The 337-nt window shown below is 39.2% G+C and carries 1 rRNA gene; it reads left to right on the forward strand.

Going from position 1 to position 337, the window contains the following annotated elements:
* Nucleotides 1–90: ribosomal RNA gene (locus MZO40_RS17090) — 16S ribosomal RNA — on the forward strand; the annotation flags it as partial.
* Between the last annotated feature and the right edge of the window lie 247 nt (nt 91–337).

A 337-nucleotide genomic window follows, 5' to 3' on the forward strand; every position in this document is an offset into this window, starting at 1 on the left:
AGGAACCAGCCGCCTAAGGTGGGACAGATGATTAGGGTGAAGTCGTAACAAGGTAGCCGTAGGAGAACCTGCGGCTGGATCACCTCCTTTCTAAGGAATATTACGGAAACCTACACACGCGTCGAAACTTTGTTTAGTTTTGAGAGATTTAACTCTCAAAACTTGTTCTTTGAAAACTAGATAATATCAAATATATTTTTTCATAATGAAACCGAGAACACCGCGTTTTTTGAGTTTTTTATTGAAGTTTAATTATCGCTAAACTCATTAATCGCATTTACCGTTAGGTAAATGAGGTTAAGTTAACAAGGGCGCATGGTGAATGCCTTGGCACTAG

The organism is Lactiplantibacillus sp. B652 (assembly GCF_023806745.1).
Classification (GTDB): domain Bacteria; phylum Bacillota; class Bacilli; order Lactobacillales; family Lactobacillaceae; genus Lactiplantibacillus; species Lactiplantibacillus pentosus.